At 73.9% G+C, this 25,709-nt stretch carries 24 protein-coding genes; 11 read left to right on the top strand and 13 right to left on the bottom strand.

The features are described 5' to 3' along the window. The first annotated feature begins 21 nt into the window (after positions 1-21). Complete coding sequence (locus tag ACGFT1_RS00850) at positions 22-1,695, top strand: FAD-binding dehydrogenase (RefSeq protein WP_373906868.1); 1,674 nt, start codon at positions 22-24, stop codon at positions 1,693-1,695. A 3-nt stretch (positions 1,696-1,698) separates the two neighbouring features. On the opposite strand, the gene ACGFT1_RS00845 is transcribed toward ACGFT1_RS00850, so the two are convergent. Next, positions 1,699-2,049 (bottom strand): DUF488 domain-containing protein, encoded by a 351-nt coding sequence (locus tag ACGFT1_RS00845; RefSeq protein WP_373906867.1) that lies wholly within the window; start codon positions 2,047-2,049, stop codon positions 1,699-1,701. Positions 2,050-2,249: 200 nt separating this feature from the next. Here ACGFT1_RS00845 and ACGFT1_RS00840 point away from each other — a divergent pair, with 200 nt between their 5' ends. The 5 genes from ACGFT1_RS00840 to ACGFT1_RS00820 all read left to right on the top strand — a co-directional run bounded on the left by ACGFT1_RS00840 (position 2,250) and on the right by ACGFT1_RS00820 (position 7,589). Continuing rightward, on the top strand, positions 2,250-3,659 hold the full coding sequence (locus ACGFT1_RS00840; protein WP_373906866.1) for a M1 family metallopeptidase: 1,410 nt from the start codon (positions 2,250-2,252) through the stop codon (positions 3,657-3,659). Between the two features lie 41 nt (positions 3,660-3,700). Continuing rightward, positions 3,701-4,435: a L,D-transpeptidase family protein gene (locus ACGFT1_RS00835; RefSeq protein ID WP_373906865.1), complete on the top strand. Its 735-nt coding sequence runs from the start codon at positions 3,701-3,703 to the stop codon at positions 4,433-4,435. Positions 4,436-4,455: 20 nt separating this feature from the next. Beyond that, a complete protein-coding gene (locus ACGFT1_RS00830) occupies positions 4,456-5,160 on the top strand; it encodes a response regulator transcription factor (protein WP_373906864.1) in 705 nt (234 codons plus the stop codon). 28 nt (positions 5,161-5,188) lie between these two features. Then, positions 5,189-7,042: a sensor histidine kinase gene (locus ACGFT1_RS00825; RefSeq protein ID WP_373906863.1), complete on the top strand. Its 1,854-nt coding sequence runs from the start codon at positions 5,189-5,191 to the stop codon at positions 7,040-7,042. Positions 7,043-7,139: 97 nt separating this feature from the next. Continuing rightward, a complete protein-coding gene (locus ACGFT1_RS00820) occupies positions 7,140-7,589 on the top strand; it encodes a DUF6098 family protein (protein WP_373906862.1) in 450 nt (149 codons plus the stop codon). 44 nt (positions 7,590-7,633) lie between these two features. Here ACGFT1_RS00820 and ACGFT1_RS00815 read toward each other — a convergent pair whose 3' ends face one another. Both ACGFT1_RS00815 and ACGFT1_RS00810 read right to left on the bottom strand, forming a co-directional pair. Beyond that, positions 7,634-7,885, bottom strand: a complete 252-nt coding sequence (locus tag ACGFT1_RS00815) for a WhiB family transcriptional regulator (RefSeq protein ID WP_373906861.1) — start codon at positions 7,883-7,885, stop codon at positions 7,634-7,636. 390 nt (positions 7,886-8,275) lie between these two features. Continuing rightward, entirely contained in the window at positions 8,276-9,163 is an 888-nt protein-coding gene (locus ACGFT1_RS00810) for a LysR family transcriptional regulator ArgP (protein ID WP_373906860.1), read from the bottom strand. Between the two features lie 66 nt (positions 9,164-9,229). Here ACGFT1_RS00810 and ACGFT1_RS00805 point away from each other — a divergent pair, with 66 nt between their 5' ends. Beyond that, on the top strand, positions 9,230-9,844 hold the full coding sequence (locus ACGFT1_RS00805) for a LysE/ArgO family amino acid transporter (protein ID WP_373906859.1): 615 nt from the start codon (positions 9,230-9,232) through the stop codon (positions 9,842-9,844). Between the two features lie 86 nt (positions 9,845-9,930). Beyond that, entirely contained in the window at positions 9,931-11,229 is a 1,299-nt protein-coding gene (locus tag ACGFT1_RS00800) for an MFS transporter (RefSeq protein ID WP_373906858.1), read from the top strand. A 7-nt stretch (positions 11,230-11,236) separates the two neighbouring features. Here ACGFT1_RS00800 and ACGFT1_RS00795 read toward each other — a convergent pair whose 3' ends face one another. Further along, positions 11,237-11,692 carry a cyclic nucleotide-binding domain-containing protein gene (locus tag ACGFT1_RS00795; protein WP_373906857.1) on the bottom strand — a complete coding sequence of 152 codons (456 nt, stop codon included), beginning with the start codon at positions 11,690-11,692 and terminating at the stop codon, positions 11,237-11,239. Between the two features lie 290 nt (positions 11,693-11,982). Next, a complete protein-coding gene (locus tag ACGFT1_RS00790) occupies positions 11,983-12,207 on the bottom strand; it encodes a hypothetical protein (protein WP_373906856.1) in 225 nt (74 codons plus the stop codon). A gap of 123 nt (positions 12,208-12,330) precedes the next feature. On the opposite strand from ACGFT1_RS00790, the gene ACGFT1_RS00785 reads away from it, so the two are divergent. Together ACGFT1_RS00785 and ACGFT1_RS00780 are read left to right on the top strand one after the other, a co-directional pair. Continuing rightward, positions 12,331-12,759, top strand: coding sequence for an ATP-binding protein (locus ACGFT1_RS00785; protein WP_373906855.1), 429 nt, complete (start codon positions 12,331-12,333; stop codon positions 12,757-12,759). A 233-nt stretch (positions 12,760-12,992) separates the two neighbouring features. After that, positions 12,993-13,847: a SigB/SigF/SigG family RNA polymerase sigma factor gene (locus ACGFT1_RS00780; protein WP_373906854.1), complete on the top strand. Its 855-nt coding sequence runs from the start codon at positions 12,993-12,995 to the stop codon at positions 13,845-13,847. 4 nt (positions 13,848-13,851) lie between these two features. On the opposite strand, the gene ACGFT1_RS00775 is transcribed toward ACGFT1_RS00780, so the two are convergent. From ACGFT1_RS00775 to ACGFT1_RS00755, 5 genes are all read right to left on the bottom strand, one after another. Continuing rightward, positions 13,852-16,074, bottom strand: a complete 2,223-nt coding sequence (locus ACGFT1_RS00775; protein WP_373907630.1) for an FUSC family protein — start codon at positions 16,072-16,074, stop codon at positions 13,852-13,854. Positions 16,075-16,170: 96 nt separating this feature from the next. After that, positions 16,171-16,380 carry a DUF4287 domain-containing protein gene (locus tag ACGFT1_RS00770; RefSeq protein WP_373906853.1) on the bottom strand — a complete coding sequence of 70 codons (210 nt, stop codon included), beginning with the start codon at positions 16,378-16,380 and terminating at the stop codon, positions 16,171-16,173. 100 nt (positions 16,381-16,480) lie between these two features. Continuing rightward, positions 16,481-17,857, bottom strand: coding sequence for an NAD(P)/FAD-dependent oxidoreductase (locus tag ACGFT1_RS00765; protein WP_373907629.1), 1,377 nt, complete (start codon positions 17,855-17,857; stop codon positions 16,481-16,483). Between the two features lie 195 nt (positions 17,858-18,052). Then, entirely contained in the window at positions 18,053-18,487 is a 435-nt protein-coding gene (locus tag ACGFT1_RS00760) for an ATP-binding protein (protein ID WP_373906852.1), read from the bottom strand. Positions 18,488-18,634: 147 nt separating this feature from the next. Next, positions 18,635-20,533 carry a long-chain fatty acid--CoA ligase gene (locus tag ACGFT1_RS00755; RefSeq protein WP_373906851.1) on the bottom strand — a complete coding sequence of 633 codons (1,899 nt, stop codon included), beginning with the start codon at positions 20,531-20,533 and terminating at the stop codon, positions 18,635-18,637. A gap of 150 nt (positions 20,534-20,683) precedes the next feature. On the opposite strand from ACGFT1_RS00755, the gene ACGFT1_RS00750 reads away from it, so the two are divergent. After that, positions 20,684-20,917 (top strand): DUF6480 family protein, encoded by a 234-nt coding sequence (locus ACGFT1_RS00750; RefSeq protein ID WP_373906850.1) that lies wholly within the window; start codon positions 20,684-20,686, stop codon positions 20,915-20,917. 24 nt (positions 20,918-20,941) lie between these two features. Here the strand turns inward: ACGFT1_RS00750 and ACGFT1_RS00745 are convergent, their stop codons facing one another. The 3 genes from ACGFT1_RS00745 to ACGFT1_RS00735 form a co-directional block, all read right to left on the bottom strand. Further along, complete coding sequence (locus ACGFT1_RS00745) at positions 20,942-22,030, bottom strand: glutamate--cysteine ligase (RefSeq protein WP_373906849.1); 1,089 nt, start codon at positions 22,028-22,030, stop codon at positions 20,942-20,944. 95 nt (positions 22,031-22,125) lie between these two features. After that, entirely contained in the window at positions 22,126-24,321 is a 2,196-nt protein-coding gene (gene glgB, locus ACGFT1_RS00740; RefSeq protein WP_373906848.1) for a 1,4-alpha-glucan branching enzyme, read from the bottom strand. Between the two features lie 3 nt (positions 24,322-24,324). Further along, the gene (locus tag ACGFT1_RS00735) at positions 24,325-25,689 is read right to left on the bottom strand and encodes a maltokinase (RefSeq protein WP_373906847.1); all 1,365 of its coding nucleotides are present in this window, start codon (positions 25,687-25,689) and stop codon (positions 24,325-24,327) included. Positions 25,690-25,709 lie beyond the last annotated feature (20 nt).

Raw genomic sequence — 25,709 nt, 5'->3', positions numbered from 1 at the left:
GCAGGGAAGGACACAGTCGTCATGCACGCGGACGTCATCGTCGTCGGAGCGGGCCTCGCCGGCCTGGTCGCGGCACACGAACTCACCAGCCGGGGCCGCCGGGTGGCCCTGGTCGACCAGGAGAACGCCGCCAACCTCGGCGGCCAGGCGTTCTGGTCCTTCGGCGGGCTCTTCCTCGTCGACTCGCCCGAGCAGCGCCGGCTCGGCATCAAGGACTCCGTCGACCTGGCCTGGAACGACTGGCGCGGCAGCGCGCGGTTCGACCGGCTTCAGGACGAGGACAGCTGGGCGGTGCGCTGGGCCCGCGCCTACGTCGAGTTCGCGGCCGGCGAGAAGCGGTCCTGGCTCCAGGGGCACGGCATCGAGCTGCTGCCCACCGTCGGCTGGGCCGAGCGCGGCGACCTGCGGGCGGACGGGCACGGCAACTCCGTGCCCCGCTTCCACATCGCCTGGGGCACCGGCACCGGCGTGGTCGAGCCCTTCGTCCGCTACGCCCGGCAGGCCGCCCGGGACGGGCTGCTGACCTTCCACCACCGCCACCGGGTGGACGAGCTGGTCATCGAGGACGGCACGGCCCGCGGGGTGCGCGGCACGGTCCTGGCCCCCGACGACTCCCCGCGCGGTGCCGCCTCCGGCCGCGACCGGGCCGGCGACTTCGAACTGAGCGCCCGGGCCGTCGTCCTCACCACCGGCGGCATCGGCGCGAACCACGACATCATCCGCCGGTACTGGCCCGAGCGGCTCGGCACACCCCCCGGCGAGATGGTCACCGGCGTCCCGGCCTACGTCGACGGCCGCATGCTCGACATCAGCGCCGGGGCCGGCGTGCGGCTCGTGAACCGCGACCGGATGTGGCACTACACCGAGGGCCTGGCGAACTGGGACCCGGTCTGGCCCGGCCACGGCATCCGTATCCTGCCCGGCCCCTCCTCCGTCTGGCTCGACGCCCTCGGCCGCCGGCTGCCCGACCCCTGCCTGCCCGGCTACGACACCCTCGGCACCCTCCGGCACCTGCGCACCACCGAGGACATCGCCGCCTACGACCACTCCTGGTTCATCCTCACCCGGAAGATCATCGAGAAGGAGTTCGCGCTCTCCGGGTCCGAGCAGAACCCCGACATCACCGCCAAGGACCGCAAGGCCGTCCTGCGCGACCGGCTGCTCGGCAGGGGCGCCCCCGGACCGGTGCGGGCCTTCCTCGACCACGGCGCCGACTTCGTCACCGCCGGGAACCTGGAGCAGCTGGTCACCCGGATGAACGCGCTCACCGGCGAGGACCTGCTGGACGCGGCCGGGGTGCGCCGCCAGATCGAGGCCCGCGACCTGCAGATCACCAACCCCTACAGCAAGGACGCCCAGATCCAGGGCATCCGCAACGCCCGCCGCTACATCGGCGACCGGCTCGGCCGGGTCGCCGCCCCGCACCGCATCCTCGACCCGTCCGCGGGCCCCCTCATCGGGGTCCGGTTGCGCGTGCTGACCCGCAAGACGCTCGGCGGCATCCAGACCGACCTCGACTCCCGTGCCCTCGGCACCGACGGCACCCCGATCGGGGGCCTGTACGCGGCGGGCGAGGTGGCCGGGTTCGGCGGGGGCGGCGTCCACGGCTACAACGCCCTGGAGGGCACCTTCCTCGGCGGCTGCCTGTTCTCGGGCCGGGCCGCGGGCCGGCACGCCGCCCGCCTCACGGCCTGAACGTCAGCCCCGCAACAGGTCCAGCAGGACGTGGGCGTGGCTCTCCCCGGGGGACTTCGACGCCGTCAGCAGCGTCACAGGGCCGCCGCGGGCCGACTCCCGGAGGCCGTCGAGCAGCGCGGCGGCCTCCGGGGCGGCCAGTTCCGCCTCGTACCGGCGGCGGAACTCCTCGTACCCGCCCTCGCCGGCGTGGTACCAGCGGCGCAGTTCGGTGGACGGGGTGAGCGCCTTGGGCCATTCGTCGACGTGCGCCGCGTCCTTGGCGAGGCCGCGCGGCCACAACCGGTCGACCAGGACGCGCAGGCCGTCGTCCGGCTCGGGCGGTTCGTAGATCCGGCGCAGGCGCACGCTCACGCTGGGGCCCCTCTCGGGTCGCGGACGGTGCCGCGAGCGTACTGCGGCGCGCCCCGCCCACCGCGCGGCGACGCGGCACGACCCGGCCACAGGCCCCACCCGGGCCAGCGCACGACTTGACCGGAACAAGGGGGAGACCGGGGCCCCGCCCCGCCTAGTCTGGCGGCCAGTCGATCACCGGCCACCCAGGAGGAACGCACGTGACGCCACCGCCCGGACCGCCCGCCCGCCGCCGTACCGCCGCCCTCGCCACCGTCCCCGTCGCCGTCGCCGCTCTCCTCGGTGCCGCCGGACCCGCCGCGCCGGGCACCACCGGCGCCTCCGGCGCGGGCGACCCCTACTTCCCGCTCAGCGGCAACGGCGGCTACCACGTCCGCCACTACGGCCTGACGCTCCGTTACGACACCGGCTCCCGGCGCCTGGACGCCACCGCCGCCCTCACCGCCCGCGCCACCCAGCGGCTCACCCGCTTCGACCTCGACCTGTCGGGCCTGAAGGTCACCTCCGTCACCGTCGACCGCGCCACCGCGGCGTTCCGGCGCGAGGGCCGGGAACTCGTCATCACCCCCCGCCACGCCCTGCGCCCGGGCCGGGAGTTCCGCGTCACGGTCGCCTACCACGGCACCCCGGAGCCGGTCACCGACCCCGACGGCTCGGCCGACGGCTGGATCCCCACCGACGACGGCGCGTTCGTCGCGGGCGAGCCGCAGGGCGCGATGACCTGGTTCCCGGCCGACGGCCACCCCAAGGACAAGGCGTCGTACGACTTCACCATCACCGTCCCGAAGGGGTGCACCGCCGTCGCCAACGGCGTCCTGCTCGGGCAGCACACCGCCCACGGCACCACCACCTTCCGCTGGCGCGAGACCCGGCCCATGGCCGCCTACCTGGCCACCGCCACGATCGGGAAGTTCCGGGTCGAGCGGTACACCACCCGCGACGGCATCCAGGTGTACAACGCCGTCGACGCCCGGGAGGCGCGCGCCGCCGCACCCGTCCTGCGCGAACTCCCGTCCGTACTGGAGTGGGAGAGCAGGCTGTTCGGGCCGTACCCGTTCCGGGCCGCGGGCTCGATCGTCGACCACGCCCCGGACGTCGGCTACGCCCTGGAGACCCAGACCCGGCCCGTCTACGACTCCGCACCCGACCTCCCCACCCTCGTCCACGAGAACGCCCACCAGTGGTTCGGCGATTCGGTCTCGCTGACCACCTGGAAGGACATCTGGCTCAACGAGGGCTTCGCCACCTACGCCGAGTGGCTCTACACCGAGCAGCACGGCGGCCGCAGCGCCCAGCAGGCCTTCGACGCCCTCTACGCCCGCCCCGCGAGCGACGGCCTGTGGGCCTACCCGCCCGGCGAGCCCGGCAGCGGCGCCCGCATCTTCGGCACGCCCGTCTACGCCCGCGGCGCCATGGCGTTGCACGAGCTGCGCCGGGCCGTCGGCGACCGGGACTTCTTCCGCGTCCTGCGCGCCTGGGCGACCGGGCACCGCGGTGGGCACGGGACGACGGCACAGTTCGTCAGGCTTGCCGAACGCACCTCGGGGAAGCAGCTGGAAGGACTGTTCCGCACCTGGCTGTACGCGCCGGGGAAACCGGACAGCCCCTGAACCCTGACCAGTTCCACACATCCGGCGAGCAAGATCGACCCATGATCCGACGCAGAACCGCCGTCGCCGCCCTCGCCTCCCCGCTGCTGCTCACCGGCTGCGGCGGCGGAGCCGAGGCGACCGAGCGCCGGGAGCCGTCCCGCCGTCCGGCGCCGGCTCCCGCGCGCCCGACGTCCCCACGGCCGGCCCCACAGGGCATACCCGGTCTCGGCCCCGGACGGATGGCGGAGATACCCGCGCGCTGCACGCAGGCCGTCGTCGTCACCGGACGCGGCAGGAACTCCCCGGACTGCACCGTCGTCCTGCACCGGCGCACCGCCGACGGCTGGCAGGCGGGCCCCGCCTGGCCCGCCCACAACGCGCTGCACGGCTGGAGCGACCACCACATGTCCGGCGACCTGCGCTCCCCGCTCGGCGTCTACACCCTCTCCGACGCCGGCGGCCGGCTCCCGGACCCCGGCAGCAGACTCCCGTACCACCGCTCCGGCGGGTTCCGCTCGCCCGGCACCGGCTTCCGGGGTGAGCCGCTGGAAGGTTCCTTCGACTACGTCATCGCCATCGACTACAACCGCAGGCCCGGCACCTCCCCCCTGGACTGGACCCGGCCCCTCGGCCCGGAACGCGGCGGCGGGGTCTGGCTGCACGTCGACCACGGCGGCCCCACCCACGGCTGCGTCAGCGTCGCCAAGGCCCACATGAAGACCCTGCTGCGCACCCTCGACCCGCACCGGCACCCGGTCGTCGCCATGGGGTACGCCGACTGGCTCGCCCACTGAGCGACCTAGGATCCGAACTCGTGTGCGCACATGTGCTGGTCGCCGAGGACGACGAGAAACAGGGCGAGCTCATCCGCCGCTCCCTGCTGGCCGAGGGACACACCGCCACCGTGGTGCACGACGGCGGGGCGGCGCTGGACGCGGTCCGCAGGCTGCGGCCCGACCTCCTCGTCCTCGACCTGATGCTGCCGGTCGTCGACGGCTTCGGCGTCTGCCGTGCGCTGCGCGGCGGCGCCGGCCCGGACATCCCCGTGGTGATGCTCACCGCCCGCTCCGCCGAGGAGGACGTCCTGCTCGGCCTCGACCTCGGTGCCGACGACTACATGACCAAGCCGTACAGCCCGCGCGAACTGATGGCCCGTATCCGCACGGTCCTCAGACGCAGCGGGCGGGGCGCCGGCGCCCGGGACGAGGACCCCGTCGTCAAGGCCGCCGGGATCAGCGTCGACCCGGTGCGGCACGAGGTGCGCTGCGACGGTGCGCCGGTGGAGTGCACACCGGCCGAGTTCCAGATCCTGCTGGCCATGGCCGGAGAGCCGGAGCGGGTGTTCACCCGGCGTCAACTGCTGCACTGCACCCGTGGCTTCGACCGGGCGTCCACCGAACGGGCCGTCGACGTCCACATCATGAATCTCCGTCGCAAGATCGAGGCCGACCCACGCCGCCCGGCCCGCCTGCTGACCGTGTTCGGCGTCGGCTACAAACTGACCGGCGCCCGCGCATGAGGCCGTCGTGGGGCGGGGGACGGTGTTCGTGAGGCACCGGATCCCCTGGCGCAAGCGGCTTCTCGTGCGGCTGCTGTTCGGTTCCGCCCTGATCGCCGTCTGCTCGGTGGCCGCCACCGCCTGGCTCGCCGTGACCACCACGACGAGCGCGCTGAAGGAGGAGCAGGGCCAGGACCTGGCCGCCGACAACCGCATCCTCGCCCGGCTCAGCGGCTACGCCGCCACCCACCCGGACTGGGCGGGCGTGCGGCACACCGTCCACGAGCTGGCCGCGCGGACCGGACGCCGGATCGCGCTCACCACCGCCGACCGCACGCTCGTCGCGGACTCCGCGCCCCGCGGCACCCCGCTGCCGCCCCGGCCCGCCGCCACCGTCGACCCGCTGCGCACCGACACCTACACCGAGTCCGGCGCCCAGCTCAGCGGCATCGACCCGCGCGTGGTGGGCCCGTACCGGCTCCCGGCCGCGGAGCGGACGAAGCTGGAGGCGCTGGCCGCCGTGCGCGAGCGGTGCTACAAGCGCTACGGCGTCCAGGCCACCGTCGCCCGCACGGCGAGCGGGCGGCCGGTGGTCACCGCGGGGGACGGCACCGACCCCGCCGGGTACGGGGCCACGGTGTGCGAGGACGGCCGGCTCAACACCCCCACGCCCACGGAACGGCGGGCCCTGGACACGCTGTCGGACCTCGTCCGGCCCTGCCTGCGCCGGGCCGCCCCGGCTCTCGGCGACCAGCCGCTGCCCACCTTCGACCCCGGTGGCAAGGACCCCTTCGGCAGCCGCTACCTCCTCGCCAAGTACGCCGCCGAGGGCAAGGGCACCGCCGAGGGCAAGGGCGCCGCCGCGCGGGCGGCCGAGCGCTGCGTCCTGGCCGCCCGCCGCACCCAGCTGGAGCCCTACGCCGCCCCGGCGGCCGAGCTCTTCCTCGGCATCGGCGACCAGAACCCGGCCCGCTTCGACATGTCACCGGCCAACAAGGCCAAGGTGGTGGGCGTGGCCGGGCTGGTCCTGGCCGTCACCGTCGCCGTGACCGCCGTCGTCGCCGTCCGCCTGGTACGGCCCCTGCGCGCGCTGACCCTGGCCGCGCAGCAGCCTCCCGAGCTGCACGTGCGTGTACCGGTGACCACGCGGGACGAGACCGGCATCCTCGCCGAGGCCTTCAACGGCCTGACGGAGCGCCGCGAGCGGCTGGAGGCCCAGCGCAGGGCCATGGTCAGCGACATCGCCCACGAGCTGCGCAGTCCGCTCACCAACATCCGCGGCTGGCTGGAGGTCGTACGCGACGGGGTCGTGGACCCCGACCCGGCCCTGCTGGACTCCCTGCACGAGGAGGCGCTCGTCCTCCAGCGGATCATCGACGACCTCCAGGACCTCGCCGCCGCCGACGCCGGCACCCTGCGCCTGCACCGCGAGCCGCTGGACGCCGGTGACCTGCTCGAACAGGTCGCCGCCGCGCACCGGGTCGCCGCCGGCACCGCCGGGGTCGTCCTGCGCACCGACGCCGACGGCGCGGCCTGGGCGGACGCCGACCCGGTGCGGATGCGGCAGGCGCTCGGGAACCTGGTCTCCAACGCGCTGCGGCACACCCCCGCCGGCGGGGCCGTCACGCTGGCCGCCCGCCGCGACGGCGACGACGTCGTCCTCACCGTCTCCGACACCGGTCACGGCATTCTCCCCGAGGACCTGCCGCGCGTCTTCGACCGGTTCTGGCGTGCCGAGAAGTCCCGCAGCCGACGTACCGGCGGCAGCGGCCTCGGCCTGCCGATCGTGCGCCATCTGCTCGCCGCGCACGGCGGTACGGCCGAGGCCGCGAGCGAGCCCGGCGCGGGCGCGGTGTTCACGCTGCGGCTGCCCGGCGCGCCGCCGCCCGGCGACGCGGCCTGAAAGCCGGACGTCCGAAGGCCGGAGGTCCCCCGTCCGGTTCCCGGCGCGCGCCAGGGGTACTCCGGTCGCGCACCGCGCAGCCGAGGGAGGTCATGCCATGAGCACAGCGGACGACCTGCCGGTCGTGTCCACGCTCGACCAAGTGGCCCGCCTGGTGGAAAGGCGGCGGGGCCTGTACGTGCGCTGGTCCCGGGGGCCCGCCACGGACCTCGACCACGTGTCCAGCACCGATGAACTGACCGGCGTCCCCATGCCCGGGCTGTCCGCGAACCCGCTCGACGTGGAGCCCTGGTGGGAGGACCGGTCCCGGGAGCTGTGGGTGGCGCGCCGCCTGTACGACTACGCGCACCTGCCGCACGACAAGGGCCCCGGCGTCCGTCCCTGGGTCCTCACGGGCCGGGAGACGGGCCGGGGCCCTGACAACGAACCGCTCGTGGCCGATGTCGAGGCGCTGTGCTGGATCACGGGCGACGTGATCGACGCGGCGAGGGCCGAGGTGGCCCGGCAGGAGCGGGCGTGGGGCACCCTGCGCCGCGGGAGCCGCTGACCGGGCCACCGGGGCCGCTGGGCCGGCCCCGTCGCCGCCGCCGGTCACCCGGAGCGGGGCCGGGAGCGGGCGCGGCGGCGCAGCGCCCGGCGTTCCAGCTCCGTCGTCCCGCCCCAGATGCCGATGCTCTGGTCCGTGTCCAGTGCCCAGCCCAGGCACTGCCGGCGGACCGGGCAGTGCCCGCACACCGCCTTGGCCTGCTGGGCCTGCACCTGTGCCGGACCGGTGGTGCCGATCGGGAAGAACAGGTCGGGGTCCTCTTGACGGCACGCGGCATGGTCGCGCCAGTTGTCCATCGGAATCTCCTGGATCGGGTCGAAGTCGTCCGTGCCTGCCGAAAGTGTGCTGGGGTGCGGGTGACCGGTCGCGACGGGGTGAAACGGCACAACCGGAGGAGATCGTGCGACGAGTCCGTGCCGGTCGCCGCGGGCGGTACGCGGGCAGGCGCCTGGGGCGGTGCGCGGTCAACGGACCCCGTGACGGCCCGCGGCGACCCGCCCGGCGCCCGACTGCGTTACGCAGAAGGGAAGTTGGGGCCGGCGTACGGGGCGTCCGGGCGGCTGCCTCCGCACCGCCCGGACCGCGTCCGCCCCGCCACGGCCCCCCGCTCGCCCGGCAGATGACCGCATCACGGATTCCCCGGCACTCCGGTGCCTCGGTGCCTCGGTGGCTCGGGTTCCGGTGGCTCAGCGGCGCAGCGCCTCGGCCGCGGACGCCGTGACCGCGTCGGCCAGGGCCGCCAGCGCGGGCGAGTCGAGCTTCCACTGCTGCCAGTACAGGGCGAGGTCCGTCCACTCGCCGGGGGCGAGCACGGCCAGCCGCCCCTGCTCCAGCGGCGGGCCGGCCTGCGCCTCGGGGATCATGCCCCAGCCGAGCCCCGCGGCGACCGCGTCCAGGAACCCCTCGGAGGTGGGCACGAGGTGCCGGTGGGGACCGGCGGACCCGCGGCCCAGCCGGCGCACGAAGCCGTCCTGGAAGTCGTCCTTGCGGTCGAAGACCACGACGGGCGCCCGGGGCAGCGCCTCGGCCAGGGGCCGCCCGGCCAGGTGCGCGGCGACGAACGCGGGGGCGGCCACGGGCAGATAGCGCATCCGGCCGAGCGGCCGGACGGTGCAGCCGGGCACCGGGTCGGGGGACGAGGTCACCGCCGCCATCACCAGGCCCTCGCGGAGCAGCGCCGCCGTGTGGTCCTCGTCCTCCCGGTGCAGTTCGTAGCAGAGGCCCGCGACCCGGGACAGCGCCGGCAGGAACCAGGTCGCCAGCGAGTCGGCGTTCACCGCGACCGACACCCGTGTCGGCTCCCCGGTGCCGTTCAGCCCCAGCTCGCCCCACGCGTCCCGCTCCAGCCGGGCCAGCTGCCGGGCGAACCGCACCAGCACCGCGCCGGACTCCGTGGGCCGTACCGGCTTCGTGCGCTGGAGCAGCACCCGGCCGGTGCGCTGCTCCAGCGCCTTGACCCGCTGGCTGACCGCCGACGGGGTCACGTGCAGCGCGGCAGCGGCCGCGTCGAAGGTGCCCTCGTCCACCACGGCCAGCAGGGTGCGCACCTGCTCCAGAGGCAGCTCACTCATCACGGGAGCTAAGCCTACGTAAGAATCTTTAGCTGTACTTGCGACCCCGCCCTGCCTAGCGTCGACGGCATGAACCACGCCCTGACCGCCGCGGCCGCCGGATTCGGCACCGGCCTCTCCCTGATCGTCGCCATCGGTGCCCAGAACGCCTTCGTCCTGCGCCAGGGGGTGCGCCGTGACGCCGTCCTCACCGTGGTCGGCATCTGCGCCCTGTCCGACGCGCTGCTCATCGCACTCGGGGTCGGCGGGGTCGGCGCGGTCGTGGTGGCCTGGCCGGGCGCCCTGCGGGCGGTGGGGATCGTGGGCGGTGCCTTCCTGCTCGGCTACGGCGCCCTGGCCGCCCGCCGGATGCTCAGGGCCGGGACCGGGCTGCGGGCGGAGGGCGAGGCGACCGGCTCCCGCCGCCGGGCGGTGCTCACCTGCCTGGCGATGACCTGGCTTAACCCGCACGTCTACCTGGACACCGTGTTCCTGGTCGGCTCCCTCGCCGCCGACCGGGGCCCGCTGCGCTGGACGTTCGGGCTCGGTGCCGTACTCGCCAGCGTGTGCTGGTTCACCGCCCTCGGCTTCGGGGCCCGGCTGCTCGGCCGGTTCCTGGCCCGGCCGGGCGCCTGGCGGGTGCTGGACGGCCTGGTCGCCGCCACCATGCTGATCCTGGGCGTGACCCTGATCACCGGCGCCTGAGCGGAATCCGCTCGGTGTGCACGGCTGCCCCCTGGAATAGTCAGGCTCTCGAAGCGAAAAACATGTAACGAGCAACCAGGACACCCGTGGACACGAGCGAGAGCAGCACCGGAACCGACCCCGAGGCGCCGGCGGCGCGGACCGCGCCCGGGCGCGGCTGGCGCCGCTGGGCGATGGACACCCGCCCCCTGCGGATCCCCGCCTACCGGCGCCTGTGGTCGTCGACCATCGTCACCGCCGTCGGCAGCCAGCTCACCGCCGTCGCCGTACCCAAGCAGATCTACGACATCACCCACTCCTCCGCCTGGGTCGGCTACGCGAGCCTCGCGGGCCTCCTGCCCATGGTGGCCTTCGCGCTGTGGGGCGGGGCGGTCGCCGACACCGTGGACCGCCGCAAGCTGCTGCTGGTCACCAACACCGGCATCGCCGTGACCTCGCTGCTGTTCTGGGCGCAGGCCGTCACCGGTGTGGACTCCGTCGTGGTCCTGATGGTGCTGCTCGCGCTGCAACAGGCGTTCTTCGGGCTGAACTCCCCGGCGCGCAGCGCCTCCATCGCCCGTCTGGTCCCCGTCGAGCAGCTGCCCGCCGCCAACGCGCTCGGCTCCACGGTGATGCAGACCGGGCTGGTGGCGGGCCCGTTGCTGGCCGGCGCGCTGATCCCGGTCATCGGACTGCCCGCGCTGTACCTCGTCGACGCGCTGGCCCTGTGCGTGACCGTCTGGGCCGTCTTCCGGCTGCCCGCGCTGCCGCCGCTGGGCGGATCCGCCGCCCGCCGGGCCGGGGTGCGCGAGATAGCGGCCGGATTCCGGTACATCGCCCGGCACAAGGTGCTGCTGCTGTCCTTCCTCGCCGACATCGTCGCGATGGTCCTCGGCATGCCCCGCGCCCTGTTCCCGCAGCTGGCCGCGCAGACGTACGGCTCGTACGGCGAGGGCCTCGCGCTCGGTGTGCTGTTCGCGGGCATCCCGGTCGGGGCGGTGCTCGGCGGCCTCTTCTCCGGCGTGTTCTCGCGGGCCCGCCGGCACGGCTGGATGGTCATCGGCGCGGTCGTCGGCTGGGGCGTGGCCGTCGCCGGGTTCGGGCTGAGCGGCAACCTGTGGGTGGCCATGGCCTTCCTCGCCGTGGCCGGCGTCGCCGACATGGTCTCGATGGTGTTCCGCGGCGCCATTCTGCTGTCCGCCGCGACCGACGAGATGCGCGGGCGGATGCAGGGGGTGTTCACGGTGGTCGTGGCGGGCGGGCCGCGCCTGGCCGACGTGCTGCACGGCACGGCCGGCTCGGTGTTCGGCCCCCGGGCCGCCGTCGCGGGCGGCGGCGCGCTGGTCGTCGTCGTGATGCTCGCGCTGGCGGCCGCGGTCCCGGCGCTGCGCCGCTACCGGATCTGACGAGGGCCTACAGCGGTCCCCGCCGGCGGATCGCGTACTGGTCCATCAGTTTCCCGCGGGTCGTCTCCAGGCGGTGGGCGAGGATCTCGGCCACCGTCCGCACCAGCGAGAGCCCGAGGAGCGGATCCTCCACGCACAGCGCGAGCACCGACGGACCGTCGAACTCGTAGGCGCGCACGTTGCTGAACGCCACGGCGCCGAAGTCCCACTCGTACGGCGGGAACAGCCAGGACCAGCCGAGCATGTCGCCCGCGCCGAGCGTGGCCACGGTCACCCGCTGCCGGGAGGTCACCTCCTGGTCGAGGTGGACCGCACCCGAACGGACCACCCAGAACCGGTCGGCGGTGCCGCCCGCCTCGAAGATGCGGCTGTCCTCGGGGAAGGAGGCCTCCTTGGCCAGCTCCATCAGTCGCTCGCGCTGTGTCTGGGGGAGGGCGGTGAGCAGTTTGATCGCTTTGGTCATGCGCGGGGCTCCTCGCCGGCGGCGGTTGCGGTTCGGGTGACTTCGCTAAGCCCATTTCAGCCGCTGCCGCCGCGCCGGGCACCTCGAACGGAGCGGGTCCGCCTGCTCCCGCGCCGCCGCGGGCAGCAAAAAGCCCTGGCTGGACGGGGGAGGCCAGCCAGGGCCGTATGCGGTGACACCAGGAGGGGGGAAGGACGGTTCCGCGCCACTCCGGCATCACGTATGTATGAATAGTAAACCATCTCGGGTGCTGGTGTATCCGCGGAACCAGGTCGGGTGACCTCTTTCGCTCAGCCGGTTCGCGCGGGGTCCCCGCCGGGGTTCACGATCTCGTCCAGCACCCGCTGCACCGCCGAGTACGTCTCCGCGCGGACCGCCGCCTCCCGCGCCCCCTCCGGATCCGTGGCCGTCAGGCCCTGGGCCCGCTCCCGCCAGGACCGCTCCTCCTCGGCCGCGCAGTCCCGGCCCCGCCGGATCCGCCGCAACAACTCGTCCGCATCCACGACATCCGTCATGCCGACCGGATACCCACGCTGCGCTCGGTGATGACAAGGGCGCCGCGGGTGTTTGGGGCCGCCCTGACGGGCTAGGCGAAAAGGGAAGGACCTGCGAAACGGGCACAAAAAGGGAGGAAAAGGATGCTCGACAAGCATCACGCCGGCCCCTCCGTCACCCTGGCGGAACCGCCCCGGCGACTGCCCCGGCGGTCGGCCGACGCCCGCAGAACGGTCGAGCGCGTGGTGACCGAACGGTGCCGCGCCCGCTCCCTGCCCTGTCCGCCGCGGGCGGTGGCGGACGCCCTCCTGGTCACCTCGGAGCTCGCCACCAACGCCCTGGTGCACGGTGGCGGCATCACCGGCTTCGACGTCGACGTGGACCCCGGCGGTGTCCGGGTGTCGGTGAGCGACCAGAGCGACGCGTTCCCGGTGACCCGTCCCGACCAGCGGGACCGCACGCGGCCCGGCGGCCGGGGCTGGACCCTGGTGTGCCGGCTGGCCCGGGAGGTCCGGGTGGCCGCGCTGCCCCGGGGCGGCAAGCGCATCACGGCCGTCGTGCCCCTGCGCTGAAGCGGTTCGTGAAGTTCCGCTCTGCGGTGTTTGCCCGTGAGGGCGAGGGGCAGACGGAACCTCGTGCTTCGGACTGGAGGCGCGCGCCCGGCGGGTATCACGACCGCCGCCCGGGCCCGCTTCCGGCGGGCCGGCGGCTCACCCGCGGGGACCCCTGACACCACCGTTCGGGCCAGGACCCGGAACCAGGTTCCGGCGCAATGCCCTGAAACCCCGTTCAGGAGCGATTCCGCATGCTGACCGACATGTCGACAAGCCGTCCCGGCACGGCCGCCACCACCAGCGTCCCCGCGGCGCCCGGCCGGCGGAGCCACGACGACGCCCCCGAGACCGCGGAACTCTTCGCCCGGCTGGCGGAACTGGACGACGGCCCCGAGCGCGAAGCCGTACGGGACGAACTCGTCACCGCGTGGCTGCCCATGGCCCACCGCATCGCCGGCCGGTTCCGTGACCGCGGGGAGTCCGTCGAGGACCTGCGGCAGGTGGCCGCGCTCGGCCTGGTGAAGGCGATCGACCGGTTCGACCCGTCCCGCGGAGCCTTCGAGAGCTACGCGGTGCCGACCATCACCGGAGAGGTGAAGCGGCACTTCCGCGACCGGATGTGGGCCCTGAGGGTGCCGCGCAGGGTGCAGGAGCTGCGCAACCGGGTGCGGGTGGCCCGCCGCGAACTCACCCAGAACCCCGGCAGTCCCGAGCCCAGTGTCGCCGACGTCGCCGCCCACACCGGGCTCACCGAGGAAGAGGTGTCCGCGGGCATCGAGGCGCTGGAAAGCTTCAGCACCCTGTCGCTGGACGCCGAACTCTCCGCCGCCGAGGACGGCTACAGCCTCGCCGACACGCTCGGCGCCGCGGAGGCCTCGTACGACGTCGTGGTCGACCGCGAGGCCGCCAAGGAAGGGCTGCGCCGGCTGCCCGAGCGGGAGCGGGCCATTCTGTACATGCGGTTCTTCGAGGACATGACGCAGAGCCGTATCGCCGACCGGCTCGGCATCTCCCAGATGCACGTCTCCCGGCTCATAAGCCGCAGCTGCGCCCGCGTCCGCGACGAGGCGCTCGGCAACCGCCGCCCCGGCGGCGAGCCGCGGTGAGCGCTCACCTGCCCGGCGCCGCCGGACCGCCGGCGACGCCCAATGGCCGCGCCAGGCCGGATACCGCCTCGTCCAGGCGCTGGAGATGGCGCAGCACCCGGTCCGTCACGCGGCCGTAGCGAGGGGTGCCCAGGGTGCCCGGCTCCAGCATCGACGCGATGCTGGGGCCGCTCTCCATCTCCGCCGCGGACCTCGGGTCACCCACGTGCGCGGCGATGACCCCGATGTTGTGCAGGATCCGCCCGCACGCCCCGCGCAGGCGCGGGTCCGCCGCGATGGACGGATGCGTCGGCAGCAGCTCCGCCGTGGCCGCCAGCGACCGCCCGTGGTAGGCGCACGTCTCCAGCAGCGCGACCACGTACCGGGCGGTGTTCCGCCGGGAGCGCAGCGGGGTGATCGGGTGGGTCAGCGGCTGGACGGCCGCGCGCAGGTCGGCGAGCGCCTGGTCCAGTTCGCGCGCCTGCTCCACCAGGTCGCCGCCCGTCCCGCCGCTGAGCTGGTCGACGGCGCCCCGTGTGACGTCGGCGAGCCGGTCCAGGACCGCGACGAGGAGATCGTTGGTACGGCGGTCGGTGTGGACCGGCAGCACCACCGCCGCCGCGATCACCCCGCAGGCCGCGCCGAGCGCCGTCTCCTCGATCCGCAGCACCAGCACCGCCGCGCTGTAGGTGTTCAACAGGGTGTACAGCAGCCCCAGCATGGCCGTCACGAAGAACGACATCAGCGTGTACGACAACGGCGCGGTGTAGAACATCGCGAAGATGAACAGCAGCACCAGCGCGAACGCCGTCCACGTGTGGGGTCCGACCAGCGCGGCGAGCCCGATACCGGCCACTACGCCGAGCACCGTGCCCAGCAGCCGCCGGTAGCCCTTCACCAGGATCTCGCCGGTCGAGGCGGTGTTGATGAACACGATCCAGCAGGTCAGCACCGCCCAGTACCAGCGCTGGCTGGACAGCAGCTCGCCTCCGGTGATGGCCAGTGCTGAGCCGACGGCGACCTGGACCGCGGCCCGGGTGGTGGGCCGTTGCAGGCCGGCCGGCTCCGCCTTCTCCCGCTCGGCCTCCTCGCTCACCTCGATGGCGGCGTCCTCCGCGTCCAGCTCCTCGCGGGAGCGGATGGTCGCCGGGCTGTCGTCCGACTCGTCCTGCGGGCCGTCCAGGGCGAGCCGCAGGCCCAGCGCGGCCCGGGCGGCCTCGCCGAGCCCGCGGAAGACGTCCTGCACGGCTGGGGAGGCCGCGGGCAGGTTCTCCTCGTCCCGGTAACCGAGCAGCCGGTTGCGTACGTGGGCGAGCGCGGTCCCCGCGGCCTCGCCGGCGGGGCGCAGCATCAGCAGCCGCAGCGCCCCCAGGTCCCGCCGCAGCGCGGACGTCGCCTCGTCCCGCACCGGCAGCGTGCCCGAGGAGGGCACGGGCGCGCCGGGCAGGTGCAGGGTGAGCGTGTCGGTGCGCTCGGCGCTGCGCGCGGTGAGCAGCAGCAGGCCGAGCCGCTCGGCCGCGATCTCGGCGTCGGCGATCCGGCGCTGGAGCAGTCGGGCCGTCGCCGCGTCGGAGGTGCCGTCCTCGAGCCGTCCCTGGATGAGGAGGGCCGTCTCGTGCAGGCGCGCGGTGCCGGTGCGCAGGTCGTCCAGGACGTTCTCGACCGCGTCGGGCCCGGCGTCCAGCAGCTCGGCCTGGGTGGCGACGAGCTGGGCCAGCCGGGCGCGGAACGCCCGGCGCAGCCGGTCCAGGGTGCCCGCCGGCGTCTGCGGCAGCAGCACGAACCGGGCGGTCGCACTGCACGCGAACGCCACGCAGAGGACGCCGGACAGCGCGGGCAGCGCGGACACGGTCGCGTGCACGAACAGGGAGAGGAAGTAGACCTGGAAGCCGATCAGCCCCAGGGCGGTGCCCCGGTCGCCGAACCGGCGGCCGTAGACGGCGCTGAAGATGAGGGCGACGAAGAACAGGTCGCCCGCGACGACCCGTTGGCTCAGCAGCGCGCCCAGCGCCACCGAGGCCAGGGCGACGGGCAGGCCGAGCGCGAGGGTCACGGCCTGCGGGCCGCGCTGCTTCTCCCGGATGGCGAAGGTGGCGACCATGGCCGCCATGGCGCCGGCCACCAGCTGGGGCACCGGTACCCGCAGCGCGGCGAGCACCGCGAGGGTGAGGGCGATGGCGGCGACCGTGCGCAGCCCGGCGGTCAGCCGCAGCAGCCCCGGATCCGAAGCCGCGAGCCGGTCCCACATCCGTACCCGTCCCGACCGTCCCGCTGCCCTCACGCCGCCGCGCTCTCTCCCGTGCCCCGAAATGATCTCCGACCCAGCATCGCATGCGGCGCCCGGCTACTCGCCCCCGGCCAGGGGTGCGGCCACCAGGGCGTCGGCGCGCCCGGGCCCGAGGCCGTGCTCGGACCCGAGCCGGTCGAGCCGGGCCGTGCGCCCCGTCAGCGACGAGGAGAGGATCACCTCCTGCCGCTCGCCGACCGGGCGGCCGTATTTCCACTCGGCCGAGGGGAAGTAGCTCGCCGGGCCCTTCACAGCCTTCTCGGTCATGCCGGGTGCTCCCTCCGTGTGACGCGGTGTGCGGCCACCGGAGAGGACCGCCGGTCCGGTCGGGGCTGATCGGCGGTCCTCTGTGGTGATCCACGTCACGTCAGAGCTGGTTGAGCGCCCCGCCCTCCACCCGGGCCCGCACCTGCTCCGGCGTCAGGTACGAGTCGGTGAACTCGAAGTCCTTCAACCGGGCGGCCTTGCGGGCCTGGAAACCGGTGCGCACGAAGTCGTCGCCCGCGACCGCGTTCAGCAGCCAGTTGGTCATCACCCGGGTCTTGGCGACGTTGGTGCGCAGGGCCGACCAGTGGTAGCCGCGGGCCACCGCCTGCGCGGGCACCCCGCGCAGCTCGACACCCAGCGGCTTGGACACCGCGTCCTTGCCGCCGAGGTCGACGACGAGGCCCAGGTCCTTGTGCTCGTACGGCTGGAGGGGGTGGCCGTGCAGCGCCGCGATGACGTTGTCGGCGACCTTCCGGCCCTGCCGCATGGCGTGCTGCGCGGTGGGCGGGCAGACCGCGCCCTCCTGGCCCTTCGCCAGATCCGGTACGGCGGCCGAGTCGCCGAGCGCGAACACGCCGTCGTGGCCCGGCAGGCACATCTCCGCGGTGACCGCCAGCCGGCCGCGGACCGTCTCCGCGCCGAGCGTGGCCATCAGCGGGCTGGCCACCACGCCCGCCGTCCAGATCAACGTGTGCGTGGGCACGACCCGGCCGTCGGTGAAGGTGACCTCCTCCGGGCCGGCCTTGTCGATCGACACGCCCAGCGAGACCTCGATCCCGCGCCGCTTGAGGATCTCCTGCGCGCTGCGGCCGAGCTTGTCGCCCAGTTCCGGCATGAGTTTGGGCGCGACGTCGATCAGGTGCCACTTGATCAGGCCCGGGTCCAGGCGCGGATAGCGCCGTACGGCCGCGTGCGTGAGCCGTTGCAGGCAGGCCGCCGTCTCGGTGCCGGCGTAGCCACCGCCCACCACGACGAACTGGAGCCGCGCGGCCCGCTCGACCGGGTCGTCGCTGGCGTCGGCGAGGTCGAGCTGCGAGATGACGTGGTCGCGGATGTAGGCGGCCTCGGCGAGCGTCTTCATGCCGAAGGCGTGCTCGGTCAGGCCCGGGATGTCGAAGGTGCGGGTCACGCTGCCCGGGGCCAGCACGATGTAGTCGTAGGGCTCGTTGACGATCTTGTCGGTGATGGTGCGGATGACGCACACCTTGGCCTTCGGGTCCACCCCGATCGCACCGCCCGGGATGATCCGCGTGCGGTACTTGCTGCTGCGCCGCAGGGAGAGGGCGATCGACTGCGGCGTGAGCACGCCGGAGGCGACCTGGGGCAGCAGCGGCAGGTAGAGCTGATAGGCGAACGGCGTCACCAGCGTGACGTCGGCCTCGCCGGGGGCGAGTTTCCGCTCCAGGCGGCGGACGCACGCCACTCCGGCGAAGCCTGCGCCCACCACCAGGATCCTGGGTCGTGTCACGGTGTTCATCCCTTTCTGCGGCTCCGGGCGGTCCGACTCGACGCCGTTCGCCTGCCCTGGATCGCTGTGCACCAACTCCGATCCCACCGTGCCTCCAGCCGTTCCGCCAGCTGGGTACGGCAGGCAGTCGAACGCGTGGTGATCAACGTGCCCCCGCAGGGGGCGGAGTAACCGGTTGGCGCACACCTACACGTCGCACACCGGTCACCAGGGCAGGAACACGTGTATGTCCTTGCCGCCCTCGTGCACGACGACGCTCACCTGGGTGCACAGGGTGTGCACCAGGTGCCAGCCGATGCCGCCGCCGCCCGTACGCGGGTGGAAGGGCCGCGGCTCCGGCTTGGTCGTGTTCGTGTCGCGCATCGTCACGTGCACCCCGTCGAAAGTGCGGCGCATCCGCAGGTCGAACGGGCCGGGCGCGTACTGGATCACGTTCGCGGCCAGCTCCGTCACTACCAGCAGGATGTCGTCCCAGTACTCGGGCGCGCCCGGCGGCGCGCTCAGGGCGAGCGCCCCCAGGTACTCCTCCGCCGCGAGCCGGGCCTCCGTGACGTTGCGCAGCTCGCCCATGAAGGAGAACGTACGCTCGTACCTCTCCTCCGAGGGCGGTGTCTCGTCCCAACGCGGCTCCGTCGCCATCTCGCATTCCCCGGTCCGGGCGGAAAAGGGCCCGGCCCCTTGCCGACCAGGACGGTCGTCGTTGCTGATCTCTGCCTGCGCTCGGGTTCCCCGAGCCGGGCAGGCTATCCGTCCCCCTTGGCACAGCGGTCCCGTCGGTGCGCGTGCTCAGCGGAAGACGTCGTCCGGCTCGTCCCAGTCGGCGGTCTCCACCGGGCCCCGCCGCCCCCGGGAACGCGCCTGGTACATGGCCTCGATCTCGGCCGCGTAGTGCCGCACGACGGCGGCCCGGCGCAGCTTCAGGGACGGCGTGAGCAGCCCGTTCTCCGGTGCGAACGGTTCCTGGAGGACGCGGTGGACCCGGATGGACTCGGCGCGGGACACCGCGCTGTTGGCGGAGGCGACGGCCCGTGCGATCTCCTCCCGCAGCGCGTTCTCCTCCCGTGCCTCCCGGCCCGTGACGTCCCCCTGGATCCGTAGCGCGGCCCGCCAGTGCGCGAGGAAGTCCGGATCCAGCGTGATGAGCGCGCCGACGCAGGGCCGGTCGTCGCCGATCACCACGGCCTGGTGCACCAGCGGATGCCGGCGCAGCCGCTGCTCCAGCAGGGCCGGGGCCACGCTCTTGCCGCCGCTGGTGACGATGATGTCCTTCTTGCGCCCGGTGATCGTCAGATAGCCCTCGGGGTCCAGCCGCCCGATGTCCCCGGTGGCCAGCCAGCCGCCGCGCAGCGCGGCCCGCGTCGCCGTCTCGTCACCGATGTAGCCCTGGAACACCGACGGCCCGCGCACCAGGATCTCGCCGTCGTCCGCCACCTGGACGTCGGTGCCCGGCAGGGGGCGGCCCACCGTCCCGGACTTCTCCCGGCCCAGCGGCTGCATGGTGATCCCGCCGCTGGACTCGGTGAGCCCGTACCCGTCGTGGACGTACACGCCGATGCCCTCGTAGAACAGGGACAGACCGCGGTCGAGCGAGGAACCCCCGGAGGTGCCGCGCACCACCCGGCCGCCGAGCGCGGCCCGCAGCCGGCGGTAGACCGTCCGCTCGTACAGGGCGTGTTGCAGCCTCAGGTCGAACCCCGGGCCCGGCCCGGTGCCCAGCCGCCGGCGCTCCTCGGCCTCGGCGAAGTCCCGCGCGGTCTGCGCGGCCCGCTCGAACAGGGCGCCCCGGCCCGCCTGCTCCGCGGCCCGTAGGAAGTTCTTGTACAGCTTCTCGAACACCGACGGCACGCCGTACAGGTACGTCGGCCGGAACGTGGCCAGCGCCGACGCCAGCGCCGCCTCGGTCAGCTCCGGCTCGTGCCCCAGCAGGATCCCGCCGCGCACGCACGTCAGCATGATCATGATTCCGTAGACGTGGGAGAACGGCAGGAAGGCCAGGACGGCCGCCTGTTCGCCCGCGGGAGCGGCGGTGTGGCCCCAGCCGGCCAGCAGGGTGTCGCAGGGGTGAGCCAGCGCGCGGTGGCTCAGCGCGCAGCCCATCGGACGGCCCGAGGTGCCCGAGGTGTAGACGACGGCCGCCGTGGCGTCGGGCAGCACGATCCGGCGCAGCGACGCCACCGTCGTGTACGGCACGACCGCGCCCCGCTCGGCCAGCGTGGACAGCGCGCCCGCGTCCAGCTGCCAGACGTGGCGCAGCAGCGGGAGCCGGGCGCACACGGTGCCGATGGTCATGACGCCCTGCTCGTCCTCCACCACCACGGCCACGCAGCCCGCGTCCCGCAGGATCCACTCGACCTGCTCGCGCGAGGCGGCCGGGTGGATCGGCACGACCTCGGCGGCCACGGCCCACAGCGCGTGGGCGAACACCGTCCACTCGTACCGGGTGCGGGCCATCACGGCCACCCGGTGGCCGGGCGAGACGCCGGCGGCGATCAGGCCCTTGGCCACGTCGACCACCTCGTCCCGCACCTCGACCGCCGTCACCTCCTCCCAACCGGTCGCGGCGGGATGCGCGCGGCGCGCGAGCATCGGCAGGGTGGGGTTCCGGTCCGCCGTCTGGAAGACACTGTCGGCGAGGCCGCCGGTGAGCGGCGGGGTGACGGCTGGAGCGAGGGCGACGTTCCGCATGCGCTGCTCCTGGGTGTACGGAGGGTCACTCCGCCGACCGGCTCGGTGTCGGCGGTGCTCGAATGTAGCCCAGGTGAGCGCGTTCGGCGCCGGGAACGGGTAAGTCGTGATCGGCTGATGATCCGGTCGTGTTCTGGGGACTCGTACGGCATGAGCCATGTGAACCCCGATCCGGAACCCGAGCGCACGACCGGACTCGAGCCAGGCGGGGGAGTTCCGCCCGGTGAGACGCCGCCCGCCGAGAGCAGCATGCCCGAGGCCGGGCCCCGCCAGCCCAACGCCCGGAGCAGAGGCTGGGCCAAGGCTCCGCTGACCCTGATCCTGCTGCTGGTCGTGCTGATCGCGGCCTTCTTCCTGGTCTACGCCTTGGTGCTGATCCTGTGACCGGCACCTTCAGCCCAGGGTGCCTCAGCCCTGGGTCCGGCGTACGCACTCGGTGACGACGTCCCGCAGGCTGCCGGTGCGCTCCAGCAGCGCCCGCTGCTCGCGGGCGCCGTTGCCGTGCCGCAGCAGGCCGGCGACGGCCTCTTCGGCGCGGTCCGCGTCACCGGTGCCGGCCAGCGCCTCCCCGGTGTGCTCCAGCAGCGAACGCAGCACCTCGGCGGCGGGCCGGGGCCGCATGGTCACCGGGTCGAGCAGCTCCTGGTCGAGACCGAAGCGGGCGGCCTGCCAGTCGGCGAGCCGCAGCAGGCTCACACTGTGGTCGAGCGGCGGCCGGCCGGCCCGCCAGTCCCGGGCGGCGGTCTCCACCAGGCCCCGGGTCAGCGTGGCGATCAGCACGGCGCTCTCCGCATTCAGGCACACGTCCGACACGCGGATCTCGACCGTCGGATACGCCGCGGACAGCCGGGCGCTGAAGTAGACCATGCCTTCGTCGAGTATGGCCCCGGTGGCCACCATGTCCGCCACCCGCCGGTGGTACCGCTCGGGGGAGCCGAAAAGCTCGGTGGGCCCCGCCGACGGCCAGCGCTCCCACACCCGGCTGCGGTAGCTGTGGTAGTCGCTGTCCCGGCCCTGCCAGAACGGCGAGTTCGCGCTGATCGCGCGGAAGACCGGCAGCCACGGCCGGATCCGGTCGAGGACCGCCACGCCCTCCTCGTCGGACTCCACCGACACATGGACATGACAGCCGCACACGAGCTGCTCCCGGGTGGGCACGCCGTACTGCTCGGCCAGCCACTGGTAGCGCTCGTTCATGCTGAGGGAGGGGCTCACCGGCAGGGGGGAACTGGCGAGTGCCGCGACCCCGCAGCCGATCTGCCCGGCGTGCCGGGCCGCCTCCTTGCGGCACCGCACGATCTCGTCGCCGAGGGCCGTCATGTCCGACTGCGGATGCGTGGCGAACTCCAGCATCTGGCCGAACAGTTCCTTCTCGAAGACGTCCTGACCGGGATCGTCCTGGGCTACGCGGGCGAGCACGGGCGCCGCGAGCGCCTTGGGGTCGCCGCTGTCCGGGTCGACCAGGAGGAGTTCCTCCTCCACTCCGACGGTGCGCACGTGGTGCCGCCCTTCTGTCCGTGCCGCAAGGGGCAGTCGTGGGTCTGTACGACCTCGACTGCCCCCTCACCCGGCCGGCGACACCTGCGCGGCGCTCAGCCCTCGGGGCCCAGCCAGACGGTGGCGAGCGGCGGCAGCGTCAGCTCCAGGAACCCGTCCCCGGGCTTGACCGGCCCCTCGGTGCCGACCCCGCCGCCGCCGTAGCGGACGCCGTCGGTGTTCAGCACCTCCCGCCAGGCGGGAACCTCGTCGGGCACCCACAGGCGGTAGCCGTGCCGGACGACGGGGGAGAAGTTCGACACGGTCAGCAGCGGGGTGCCGTCGGCGGCGAACCGCAGGAACGCCAGGACGTTGTCGTCCGCCGCGTCGCACAGCACCCACCGGAAGCCGCCCGGGTCGGTGTCCCGCTGCCACAGCGCCGGGGTCCGCCGGTACACCGTGTTCAGGTCCCGCACCAGGTCCTGTACGCCCCGGTGGTCGCCGGCGGAGTGGTAGTCGTCGGCGAGCAGCCACCACTCGGGGCCGTGCGCCTCGTTCCACTCCGCCCCCTGGGCGAACTCCTGCCCCATGAACAGCAGCTGCTTGCCCGGGTGGGCCCACATGAAGCCGAGGTAGGCGCGGTGGTTGGCGCGCCGCTGCCACCAGTCGCCCGGCATCTTCGACACCAGGGCCTGCTTGCCGTGGACGACCTCGTCGTGGGAGATGGGCAGGACGTAGTTCTCGCTGTAGGCGTACACCATCGAGAAGGTCATCTCGTTGTGGTGGTACCTGCGGTGCACCGGCTCCTTCTGGATGTACTCCAGCGAGTCGTGCATCCAGCCCATGTTCCACTTCAGCCCGAACCCGAGGCCGCCGCTGTCCGTCGGCCGGGTCACCCCCTCCCAGGCGGTCGACTCCTCGGCGATGGTCACCACCCCCGGGCAGCGCCGGTACACCGTGGCGTTCATCTCCTGGAGGAAGGCGACCGCGTCCAGGTCCTCCCGCCCGCCGAACACGTTCGGCTCCCACTGGCCGGATTCGCGCGAGTAGTCGAGGTAGAGCATGGAGGCCACGGCGTCCACGCGCAGCCCGTCGATGTGGAACTCCTCGCACCAGTAGACCGCGTTGGCGACGAGGAAGTTGCGCACCTCGGTCCGTCCGAAGTCGAACTCGTACGTCCCCCAGTCCGGATGCTCGGCCCGCCGGGAGTCCCCGGGTTCGTACAGCGCGTCCCCGTCGAACCGGGCCAGCGCCCAGTCGTCCTTGGGGAAGTGCGCCGGCACCCAGTCCATGATCACACCGAGGCCGGCACGGTGACAGGCGTCCACGAAGTACCGGAAGTCGTCCGGCGAGCCGAGCCGGGGCGTCGGCGCGTAGTAGGAGGTGACCTGGTAACCCCAGGAACCGCTGAAGGGATACCCGGCCACCGGCATCAGCTCGACGTGCGTGAAGCCCATGTCCCGGGCGTACGCCGGGAGTTCCTCGGCAAGCCGGCGGTAGTCCAGGCCGGGACGCCAGGAGGGCAGATGCACCTCGTACACCGAGAACGGCGCCTGGTGCACCGGGATGTCACCGCGGTGCGTCATCCACTCCGCGTCGCCCCACTCGTACCGCGAGGACGTCACCACCGACGCGGTGTCCGGCGGCGCCTCCGTGAGCCGCGCCATGGGGTCGGCCTTGAGGAAGCGGTGGCCGTGGCGGGAGGTGATCTCGAACTTGTACCGGGTGCCCTCGCCGACGCCGGGCAGGAACAGCTCCCACACCCCGGACGCGCCGAGCGACCGCATCGGGTACTGCGTGCCGTCCCAGTACGTGAAGTCACCGGCCACCCGCACCCCCTGGGCGTTCGGCGCCCACACGGTGAAACGGGTGCCGGCCACGCCCTGGTGGACCATGGGCTCGGCCCCGAGCGCCCGCCACAGCTGCTCGTGCCGGCCCTCCCGCAGCAGATGCAGGTCCAGCTCGCCGAGGGCGGGCAGGAAGCGGTACGGGTCGTGCACCTCCTGCTCCCCCTCGTCGTACGCCACCAGCAGTGTGTACGAGGGGATCCCCGAGCCGGGCAGGACGGCCGCGAAGAGGCCGTCGCCCTCGGACGTCAGCGCGGTGCGCGTCCCGTCGGCCAGGACGCTCACCGCCCGGGCGTTCGGGCGCAGCGCCCGGACCAGGGTGCCGCCCGGCACCGGGTGGGCGCCCAGCAGGGCGTGCGGATCGTGGTGGGCGCCGGCCAGCAGCCGGCCGCGGTCGGCGGGATCCAGCGCGGCGGGCGGCCTCGGGCCCGCGGCCTCGGGAGGCGTCGTGTCACGCAGTGCCATGGGTCAGCCTCCCCACACGGCGAGCCGCTTGATCGCCGCCATCGGTACCGGCAGCCAGTCCGGTCGGTGTCTTGCCTCGTACAGCACCTCGTAGACCGCCCTGTCCGTCTCGTGCGCGCGCAGCAGCGCGTGCTTCTTGCGTGGGTCCCAGCCCGCGCGGGCCGCGTAGCCCGCGCAGAACGCCTCCCGGCAGCGGCGTGCCCACTCGGGTCGCCAGGGGCGGCGCTGCCGGGCCGCGTAGTCGAAGGAGCGCAGCATCCCGGCGACATCGCGCACCGGGGACTGCGGGGCCCGCCGCTCGGTGAGCGGACGGGAGGGTTCACCCTCGAAGTCGATGACGAACCAGTCGCGGCCGGCCCGCAGCACCTGCCCCAGGTGCAGGTCGCCGTGGATGCGCTGGGCGGGCGGACCGGTGTCGCACGTGGCGAGCGCCCCGAAGGCGGCCCTCAGTCCGGGGACGAAGGGCGCCAGCGCGGGCACGGCGTGCGCGGCGGCGTCCAGCCGCGCGCACATCGCCTGGGCCGTACGGCCGTTCTCGCCCGGGCCGGCCGGCGGGAACGCTTCGGCCAGCGCCAGGTGCACCTCGGCCATCGCCCGGCCCAGCGCACGGGCCTCGGCGGTGAAGTCGTCGCCCGCGGCGAGCGCGCGCAGCGCCAGCGTCCAGCCGTCGGTGGCGTCCGGCAGGAACGGCTGGAGCACCCCGAGGGTGGCCGGGCGCGGGGCGCTGGTGGTGAACCAGGCCACCGGCGGCGGCACCCGGGTGCAGCCCTGGCCGGCCAGCGCGGCCGACACCTCCAGGTCCGGGTTGACGCCCGGCTGGATCCGGCGGAACACCTTCAGGATGTAGGCGTCGCCGTACACGATCGAGGAGTTGGACTGCTCGGCGTCCAGCAGCCGTGGCGGCAGCCCGCCGGGCACGTGGGCGGCCGGGTCCGTCTCGAACCGCAGCGGGCCCGCCGTGCCGGGCTGCCGCAGCCGCTCCAGCAGCAGATGGGCCGCGCGCGGGTCGTGCAGCGCGTCGTACACCGCGAGCCCGGCCAGCGGTCCCTCCACCGCCCGCCCGATGAACGCCTGCTCCAGGCGGGGTGCGGGGTGCGGGCGCAGGCCCAGCAGCAGCTGGTAGCAGTCACCGGGCGGGGGAGTGCCGCCGGGGGCCGGCACCGGCGCGTGCGAGGCGTGCACCAGCAGGTGCAGGCACCCTGGGAACAGCTCCGTCACGGACAGCACCGACAGGTCGGTGACCGGCCGGTCCTTGCCCGCGAACCAGCGTTGCCTCGGCAACCACTCGCGCAGCAGCGCGCCGAGCGAGACCAGGGGGCCGTCGACGCCGACGGCGGTTCTCGGTCGGGGAGTGATGGTCTTCGGCATGGTGACGCGTCCTTTCCTCG

The sequence above is a fragment of the Streptomyces sp. Y20 genome (genome assembly GCF_043195475.1).
GTDB lineage: Bacteria > Actinomycetota > Actinomycetes > Streptomycetales > Streptomycetaceae > Streptomyces.
The sequence above is the reverse complement of the archived record's forward strand: the minus strand, read 5'-3'. Positions and strand labels throughout refer to the sequence as shown.